We start from the raw sequence: 8,354 nt of genomic DNA, 5'->3' as shown, positions 1-8,354 counted from the left end.
TAAAACCCTTTGAAGATATCTCTACTGTTAGGAAAATAATCTCCTACTATCCGATCGGATTAGGAATAAATGTAATAGAAGCTAATGATGGTATAGAGGCAGGAGAGTAAACCTATTTAATTAGAGTCTTTTCTCCCTCCATATCCCCATCTCCCCACCCCCCATCTCCCTATCATCAAAGGGTTTTAGGAGTTCCCGATCGGAGATAGTTGAAAGGGGAGGGTAGAAGAGATTCAAGACTTTAGCAAAAATCTCAAATCTCTGATAATTACTTAGAAACTTATCCAAACAGTTGTGTTTGACCCTTAACTTCAGCAGACCCCCGATAAATTGTGCGACTACCTTTAGGAATAGAAATCCAACCAAACTCTTGCAAGCGATAAGTTAAATTAGAAATACTCACCCCTAACTCATCTTTCATTTTATAAAGGTTTGACCACTTAGTTAAATCCCTGCCTTGTCTTTTCTCTTCAAGAATTGATTTCGGCATTAATAAACAACCTGCAAAATATTGTGCTTGCCACTCAATGGAGTCAATTTTACTGCTACCTGCACCCCTACAAACAAAAGGTTCTTCTGACTCTCTTAGTTTTCCATAATTACCGAGATCGAGTTCCAATTGTTGAACAACTCCATCTGCTTCGTCTTGATTAATATGTAGCACCCAATGACCAATTTCGTGAGCAAGAGTCGATTCTTGAAACCCTTGAGGTTTGTCTAAAATTTCCTCATTGATTTCAATAAGTCGTTCGGTTGGTAATATTCGAGCGGCGATCGCTCCTTCTTCATCAGGCGGAATATAATCCCAAACTACTCCCAAATCTAAAAAATCAGCTACTAAGGAAGCATCAAAAGGCCATTTGGGAGCAAAATTTGCCGTTTTGTGCATTTGCCTGAGAATATCATTTGCCCGATGCTCAATCGACTCTTTGCGATAAAAGCTATAGGGTTTAAGGATACTCATACTTCATTCTCCCTTGCTGCTTGAGATATTTTTTGAGCAAACTCAGGATTTTCTTGTACTCGTCGGAATAATGCTAGCATCTCTCTTGGGTTTTGCTTGAGAATTTCCTCATATTGTTGAGGAATTCTACCAGCAAGGAAAATCAATTCCTCTGGATTCAAATTGAGATTCTTCGCTAATCCGCGAATCACTTCTTCTTTTGGCGCATAGTCTGCGCGATCGTTCTCTAGCTTGGACAAATAGGTGAAGTCTACTCCTAGGTGCTTGGCCAATTCCCTTTGAGAGTATCCTTTGTCCTTGCGGGCCTTTCTAATTAGCTTTCCAAAACTTTTTGCCACGGCTTTTTACCTCCTGGTCAGTATTTTAGACTACTTTGACGAAAATTTCAACTTAACCCTTGACGACTAAATCAACAAACGCTACAATAAATTTAGTTGATAAAAAAATCAATCAAAGCACACTACTGGTAAGGTTGAAAATTCAGTCAATTAAAATCATGCTCTATATATAGTGTCATGGTCGAATTTGCTAATTGTAAATTTACCCTTAGTCTTCACAAGTATAGTCCACCTGGAGGATACCATCATGCTAAGAACCTGGACAGACACCCACTACAAACTGGAAGACGAAGATTGGTTGTATATTGCCACCCATGAAGAACAGAGTTCTGCCTCTCTTGTTTGCCCAGGGTATGCAAGGGATGGGGAAGGTTTCAGCATTCACTTTACTCCCGCTCACATAGAAATGTTAGAGCATTTACTGGGAGCATTGCGAATTATTAAAGCTCAGGAAGAAGCAACCACAGATTACAAATATCCAGAACCAGCAAAATTGTCACATCTTATTAATTAGACCTCAAGAGGGAGTAGGGAGTAGAGGAAAAGAATTGATTATTTATGCACGATAACTGATGCGATATTTGATTATCGGAGAAGTTTATTAGTAAGGAAGAAGGAAGAAGTAATATTTTGTCTGGATAATTAGCGATAGAACTCCGTTCCGCTTACGCGAACACACAACTTTTTCTTTCTTCAAGTTTCCAGCGTAGTCTATTGTAATTGTTTTGAATAGTGGGAGTATCTTGCTCCCTTGCTAGGGGTTGTTGATCTCTATCTTCCTTCTATGACTATGCAAACTAGCATTAGACTTCTCGAAAATTAATCTCAAATCTTTGTCATTCAAATAGCTCAAATGCGAGAGTTTTTAATCCTCAATTATGCACCTTAAAAAGCTGATAGGTGACTGCTGAATGCTACTTAAATTAACAACAAAAAATAGGAAATAAATCAAACTCAAAGGAAAAAAAAAATGTCTAATACTAATACGAAACCCAAAATTGATGTTTTTGGAGCGAAACCAAAACAAGCTTTATTAGTACCAGAAATTCCTATTGCAGTTCGTAATAATTGTCAATCAGGACAATGGGTAATTGGAGACACAGATTACGGCTCTAAAGTATCAATGACAATCCTCAAATTCAGTAAATTTTTTGGCAATTTAGGTCAAACAATTAATACTTTGTGGGGTCAACTTTGGTTTGTGGCTGAGTCAGGAGAATTACCTCAAGGAGTGTTAATGGTGACATATATTAAAAGCCGTTCATTGAATGATTTTAATCGTTTAATTGCTTCAGTTCAAGCCAATGGAGTTGAACCAGCAACAGGAATTTTTATTCCTGAATTTGTTAAACATAGCGGGCAAAAACCAGATGAGAATGGTGTAGTAAAACCTATTAATTATTACAGTTTGAAATGGCGTTGGCAAGAACGCAAAGAGTGGTCAATTATTCATCAAGCAGCAGCAGTTCTTTCTGAGGAAACCAATTTATCAAGAATGATTGACTTAGAAGGAACTAGAAAAATGGTTTGTTTAGATAATTTATCTGCCCATGAAACTGCGAGTTTGATGGCTGCTCATACTAATAGTAATTCTGATGCTTCGGTGCTAAGTTTAAATGCTAGTAAGGATACAACTTTACCATCTGGAAATGAGTCTGTAGTTACTGCATTATCTTCATAAATTACTAAGCATTCAGCGATTAGCTATCAGCTATCAGCTATGAGTTACTAACTCATTATTTTAGAAGGAAAAATTAGCCTATAAAGAGAATTAAAGGTTATCAAGAAAAAGGTTTTCAGTCAACCTTAGTAAGTTATTACTTTCAAAACATTTTTGGTTAACATACTCCAGGAAAAGCTGAATGCTAAAAGCTGATAGCTGACTGCTAATAAAAAAACATCTAAAAACTCAAAGAAACACAAATGAGTAAAATTCCTAAATTCACCATTCATCAGGGTGCAAAAACACCACGAAAGCAAGAGTGGGAAGATAATTTGCGAGGAAAAATAGAAGTTAACCATCAAATTCAAGCTGATACTATTAATGACTTGGAAAATTTCAGTCAAGATTTACAGCATATTAGTTTGGTTGTTGAATGTATTCACAAGAATTACCAGGCATTACTAACAGAAAACCATCATTGAAAATCGACTCTTTTAGAGTTAGTAGATGATTGTTACTGTGGGAAAGGTAATCCTTGTGAAAAATGCCAGAAAATTCTCAAATCATTAGCTCCAGAAACAGCTAAGAAAAAAATTAATACTCCCCAAGAATATGAAGCTATTTTGACACAGCTTCGGAAATTAGGTTAAGCAGGGAGTGTGGGGAGGGTGGGGAGAAACTATTCACAAGAATTACCAGGGATTACTAACAGAAAATTATCATTGAAAATCGACTCTTTTAGAGTTAGTAAATGATTCTTACTGTGGGAAAGGTAATCGCTGTGAAAAATTCCAGAAAATTCTCAAATCATTAGCTCCAGAAACAGCTAAGAAAAAAATTAATACTCCCCAAGAATATGAGGTTATTTTAAACCAACTTCGGAAACGGGGAGTGTGGGAAGTGTGGGGAGGGTGGGGAGAAACTATTCACAAGAATTACCAGGGATTACTAACAGAAAATTATCATTGAAAATCGACTCTTTTAGAGTTAGTAGATGATTGTTACTGTGGGAAAGGTAATCGTTGTGAAAAATTCCAGAAAATTCTCAAATCATTAGCTCCAGAAACAGCTAAGAAAAAAATTAATACTCCCCAAGAATATGAGGTTATTTTAAACCAACTTCGGAAACGGGGAGTGTGGGAAGTGTGGGGAGGGTGGGAAGTCTGGGGAGTGTGGGAAGGGTGAGGAGTGTGGGGAGAAACTATTCACAAGAATTACCAGGCATTACTAACAGAAAATCATCATTGAAAATCGACTCTTTTAGAGTTAGTAAATGATTCTTTCTGTTGGAAAAGTAATCCCTGTGAAAAATTCCAGAAAATTCTCAAATCATTAGCTCCAGAAACAGCTAAGAAAAAAATTAATACTCCCCAAGAATATGAAGCTATTTTGACCAAATAATCAGGTCAATAACCTCCTCTTGGATAGGGGATGAAAAAGCGGTTATTTGCGGAGCATGACCTAGGATGGGATGGATGGGTTACCTAACCATATCCAATCGACCAAGAGAAAATAAACTCCAGTATTTCAAGCATAAAGCTTAATTTAGAGATACTGACAACTGATAACTGATAACTGATAACTGATAACTGAAATGACACAAACTACATCTGAAAACAATAAATTTCAAGTAATGAAATCATTTGAGCAAATTTTAACTGCTCGCAAAAATATCACATCAAAAGTAGCAACTAAGGAGGAAGAAGCGGAGAAAGAAAAAGGTAAACAAATCTTAGAAACTGCTGCTACTTATACTACTGATAGTATTGTTAAAGGTTTGGCCGATTTACAATTAGATTTTGGTGGTATTGTGAATCAATTATTAGAAAATTTACACCAAGAATCGGCAAAACTTGATGAATTAAAACTTGCTATTGAAATAGAAAATCAACATTTACAAGAGTTACAAAAAATTCGTGTTGTTGCTGATGCACTGCATATTTTAACTCAGGAACACCAAGAAAAGTTACGATTCCTAGAACATAATTTTAACGAATATCAAGAAAATCAGACAAAAGATATGACGACTAAGCGAAAAGCTTGGCAAAAGGAACAACAAGAGTTTGAACTAGCGGTGGAAGAGGAAAATCAATTGTTAATTAAACAACGGGAAAAAGAAGTTGCTGACTATCAATATGAGTTAGAACGTCAACGTAAAATTGAAACGGATGACTACGAAGAAATGAAACGAAATATGGAACGAGAATTAGGAGATTTAGATCAACAAAAGGAAAAACAATGGCAAGAAAGAGAAAGTTATCTGGCAGAAAATCAAGTTGAATTTGAAGAAAACAGAGAGAAGGTTAATGGTTTTGAAGAAGAGTTAAAAAAGGCTTATGTTAAAGCTAAAGAGGAGGCAATTCAAGAAGCAAATCGAGAGGCGAAAGTTAAAGCAGATCTGTTTGCGAAAGAATGGGAAGGAATGAAGAATGGTTATGAGTTAAAGATTCAATCTTTGGAGGAAACAATTCAGCGAAAAACCGAACAAATTAGCGATATTTCTACTCAGTTACAAGCAGCAATACAGCAAGCTCAAGATCTAGCTATGAGAGCTTTTGCTAGTTCTAATAATGGTTCTCAAGCTAAATAGATTAGTCAGCTATTAGCTGTCAGCTATGGCTTATTAACTTATTATTTGTAAGCATTCAGTGCTACAAGCATTTTGTTTGTAACGATGGTTTAATTATCTGAACTGTAATGGTTCAAATTTTGATTTTATTACTGTAAATATTCAGCTATTAGGAGTCAGCTAGCCTCCTAGGTCGGAACTACGTTAACAGCAAATAATGAGTAATTATTTCTAAGGTTAAAGGAGCAGGAGTGTGCTTTAGCACTAAATTTTAATTCTCTATCAATTTCTCAATTGCTTTTACTTCCTACTCTCGTCAATAGCTGATAGCTGATAGCTAATAACTGATGGCTGAATGCTTACTTATTACTTACAAATTTAACAGGAGAAAAAACAAATGGCTAAAAGAGTTAGTGCTAACAATACCAAAGCTGAAATTTTAGAAGCTTTTGCAGAATTAAAAAAGGAAAAATCTGCTCTAGAAGCAGAAATTAAGCAATTCAGTAAGGAAGGCAAAACTACTACTAAAACCTCTGTAGATTCAATCTCAAAACAACCAGGAAAACAAGTGGCAAAATTTATGAACTTAAACCAAACTCAGAATAAACAAAGTATGCAATATACAATTGAAAATTTACTCGCGCTGCAAAGTGGTTTTGGTGGAGCTATTAGCGAATTATCAGAAAAGCTCACTTCAGAAGCTACTAAATTAGAAGAAATTCGACAAAAAGTTGCAGAAGAAATTAAACAATTAAACGATTTGCATAATTTACAAAATATTGAGGAAAATACTTTAGATAATTTGATTCAACAGTACGAACAAACTGCTAAAGAATTTGAGGCAGAATTTAGCGATCGCCAGGAAAATTTACAACAAGAAATAGAGTCAGGTAAACAAGCTTGGGAGAAAGAACAACAGGAAAATCAACGTAGCATAAAAGAACGAAATGAACAGCAAAATAAAACTCGTCAACGGGATACTGAAAATTATGAATATGACTTGCAGTTGCAACGGGATTTAGATATTGACGAATATGAACAAAACAAGAAAAATTTATATCAAGAATTAGAAGAATATAAACAACAACAGGAGAAACTTTGGTCAGAAAGAGAGCAGTCTATTTCTGAACGGGAAAAAGAATTTGCCGAAGTAGAATTGAAGGTACAATACTTTGAAAAAAAACTAGAAGCTAATATTAAGAATGGTAAGGAAAATGGGCGAAATATTGGCACTTATCAAGCTCAAGTTAAATCCGATCTATTGGCAAAAGAAGTAGAAGGAGAAAAGCAATTTTATGAACTACGAATTCAATCTTTACAACAGACAATTCAAAATCAAGAACAGCGGATTAAAAACTTATCTCAACAATTAGATTCTACTTTAATCCAGGTTCAAGATTTAGCTGTGAAAGCGATTGAAGGTGCATCAAATTCTCGTTCATTTCAAGCCATGAAAGAAATTGTTCTAGAACAAAAGAATCAGCAAAAGAAAAGTTAATTTATAATCTAAAATATTCAGCGATCGGCAGTCAGTAAATTTATGACTGCCGATCGCTTCCTTTATTAAAAGTCAGGAGCAAGAATAAATACCAAATATTAAATATAATTTATTGGCTTAAATATCCTTTTTTAATGAAAGAGAAACCCGATAGAGTTATTTTAATTCCCCTGATTATTTGTAAGATTATTTTTTTAAATTTGGTATTATTATATTCACTTTGATTATATTCAGATAATTAGATAGTACAATTTTTGAACTGTCTACCTAGAAATTTTCTGTGGAAATATCAAACCTTTTTTGTATCGTCTTATAAAATTAAAAATATAGCACTACATAGGCGTAGTCCGCGGACATTTATAGATTCTTAAACTCAGTCAAGGATAAATTATAACTTCTGACTTCTGACTTCTAACTTCTGACTTCATGTAGCGATCGCCTGTGCATCTATAGAAACTGTCACTCTACTATCATTCCTATAAATTTATACACCTAGAATCAAAATAAATCAGCCAAAAATATTGATTTGAGGTAGTAATTTTATGACTAATAAATATGTTCAACAAAAAGATACTGCTGCATGGATACTTCAAGTTTGGGCTTCCTTCATTCTGGCTACTTCTGGCACAGTGATCGGCATTATTTATCTACCTGTAGATATTTGGATTAAAAGCTTTATGGGGATGGGTTTAACATTTTCAGTAGGTTCCGCTTTTACCCTAGCAAAAACCATTAGAGATAATCACGAATCAGAAAGAATAACTGCCAGACTTGATGAAGCAAAAGTTGAAAAATTACTTGCAGATCATCATCCTTTAGGCAAGTAATATAATTGAATTCAGAAGTTATAGCACTACGTTTTTTGCTTAGGACAATAAATTTTGGTTATCAGAAAACAGGGAATATCAGAACATTGACATTGGAATGTTTGTGCCCTATTTGTGTAGTGTTTTAACCAGATAAAAATATTGATTTGAGGTATTAATTTTATGACCAACAAATATGTTCAACAAAAAGATACTGCTGCATGGATACTTCAAGTTTGGGCTTCCTTTATTCTTGCTACTGTCGGCACAGCAACTGGCATTATTTACCTACCTGTAGATAATTGGATTAAAAGTTTTGTAGGGATGGGTTTAATATTCTCAATAGGTTCCGCTTTTACCCTAGCAAAAACCATTAGAGATAATTACGAATCTAAAAGTCTGAAAGAATAACTGCCAGACTTGATGAAGTAAAAGTTGAAAAATTACTGGCAAATTATCATGCTTTAGACAAATAATAATTAGGGTTTGCACTCAAAAGTCTTTTTCAGGAGCAGG

Annotated in this window: 9 protein-coding genes; 7 read left to right on the top strand and 2 right to left on the bottom strand. The window is 34.8% G+C overall.

What is annotated here, in order from left to right; genetic code table 11:
• Positions 1-280: 280 nt before the first annotated feature.
• Positions 281-964 carry an ImmA/IrrE family metallo-endopeptidase gene (locus F6K22_RS23035; RefSeq protein WP_293103216.1) on the bottom strand — a complete coding sequence of 228 codons (684 nt, stop codon included), beginning with the start codon at positions 962-964 and terminating at the stop codon, positions 281-283.
• Positions 961-1,302 carry a helix-turn-helix domain-containing protein gene (locus tag F6K22_RS23030; RefSeq protein ID WP_293103213.1) on the bottom strand — a complete coding sequence of 114 codons (342 nt, stop codon included), beginning with the start codon at positions 1,300-1,302 and terminating at the stop codon, positions 961-963. Before F6K22_RS23030 ends, F6K22_RS23035 begins: the two co-directional genes overlap by 4 nt.
• Positions 1,303-1,549: 247 nt before the next feature.
• Between F6K22_RS23030 and F6K22_RS23025 the strand changes: the two genes are divergently transcribed.
• From F6K22_RS23025 to F6K22_RS22995, 7 genes are all read left to right on the top strand, one after another.
• Positions 1,550-1,816: a hypothetical protein gene (locus F6K22_RS23025; protein WP_094677776.1), complete on the top strand. Its 267-nt coding sequence runs from the start codon at positions 1,550-1,552 to the stop codon at positions 1,814-1,816.
• Between the two features lie 456 nt (positions 1,817-2,272).
• Positions 2,273-2,983, top strand: a complete 711-nt coding sequence (locus F6K22_RS23020; RefSeq protein ID WP_293103207.1) for a hypothetical protein — start codon at positions 2,273-2,275, stop codon at positions 2,981-2,983.
• A gap of 242 nt (positions 2,984-3,225) precedes the next feature.
• The gene (locus F6K22_RS23015; protein WP_293103204.1) at positions 3,226-3,447 is read left to right on the top strand and encodes a hypothetical protein; all 222 of its coding nucleotides are present in this window, start codon (positions 3,226-3,228) and stop codon (positions 3,445-3,447) included.
• Between the two features lie 1,112 nt (positions 3,448-4,559).
• Positions 4,560-5,555: a hypothetical protein gene (locus F6K22_RS23010; protein WP_293103201.1), complete on the top strand. Its 996-nt coding sequence runs from the start codon at positions 4,560-4,562 to the stop codon at positions 5,553-5,555.
• Positions 5,556-5,931: 376 nt separating this feature from the next.
• On the top strand, positions 5,932-7,032 hold the full coding sequence (locus F6K22_RS23005) for a hypothetical protein (RefSeq protein WP_293103198.1): 1,101 nt from the start codon (positions 5,932-5,934) through the stop codon (positions 7,030-7,032).
• A gap of 542 nt (positions 7,033-7,574) precedes the next feature.
• Positions 7,575-7,859, top strand: coding sequence for a YiaA/YiaB family inner membrane protein (locus F6K22_RS23000; protein WP_293103195.1), 285 nt, complete (start codon positions 7,575-7,577; stop codon positions 7,857-7,859).
• Between the two features lie 162 nt (positions 7,860-8,021).
• Positions 8,022-8,249, top strand: a complete 228-nt coding sequence (locus F6K22_RS22995; protein WP_363274205.1) for a YiaA/YiaB family inner membrane protein — start codon at positions 8,022-8,024, stop codon at positions 8,247-8,249.
• Positions 8,250-8,354 lie beyond the last annotated feature (105 nt).

The sequence above is a fragment of the Okeania sp. SIO2F4 genome (genome assembly GCF_010672385.1).
Lineage (GTDB): Bacteria > Cyanobacteriota > Cyanobacteriia > Cyanobacteriales > Microcoleaceae > Trichodesmium.
This window is presented reverse-complemented; position numbering and strand designations above follow the sequence as displayed.

Coding starts and splice junctions, on each gene's coding strand:
- F6K22_RS23035 (WP_293103216.1), bottom strand. CDS start 964: ATGAGTATCCTTAAACCCTATAGCTTTTATCGCAAAGAGTCGATTGAG.
- F6K22_RS23025 (WP_094677776.1), top strand. CDS start 1,550: ATGCTAAGAACCTGGACAGACACCCACTACAAACTGGAAGACGAAGAT.
- F6K22_RS23020 (WP_293103207.1), top strand. CDS start 2,273: ATGTCTAATACTAATACGAAACCCAAAATTGATGTTTTTGGAGCGAAA.
- F6K22_RS23015 (WP_293103204.1), top strand. CDS start 3,226: ATGAGTAAAATTCCTAAATTCACCATTCATCAGGGTGCAAAAACACCA.
- F6K22_RS23010 (WP_293103201.1), top strand. CDS start 4,560: ATGACACAAACTACATCTGAAAACAATAAATTTCAAGTAATGAAATCA.
- F6K22_RS23005 (WP_293103198.1), top strand. CDS start 5,932: ATGGCTAAAAGAGTTAGTGCTAACAATACCAAAGCTGAAATTTTAGAA.
- F6K22_RS23000 (WP_293103195.1), top strand. CDS start 7,575: ATGACTAATAAATATGTTCAACAAAAAGATACTGCTGCATGGATACTT.
- F6K22_RS22995 (WP_363274205.1), top strand. CDS start 8,022: ATGACCAACAAATATGTTCAACAAAAAGATACTGCTGCATGGATACTT.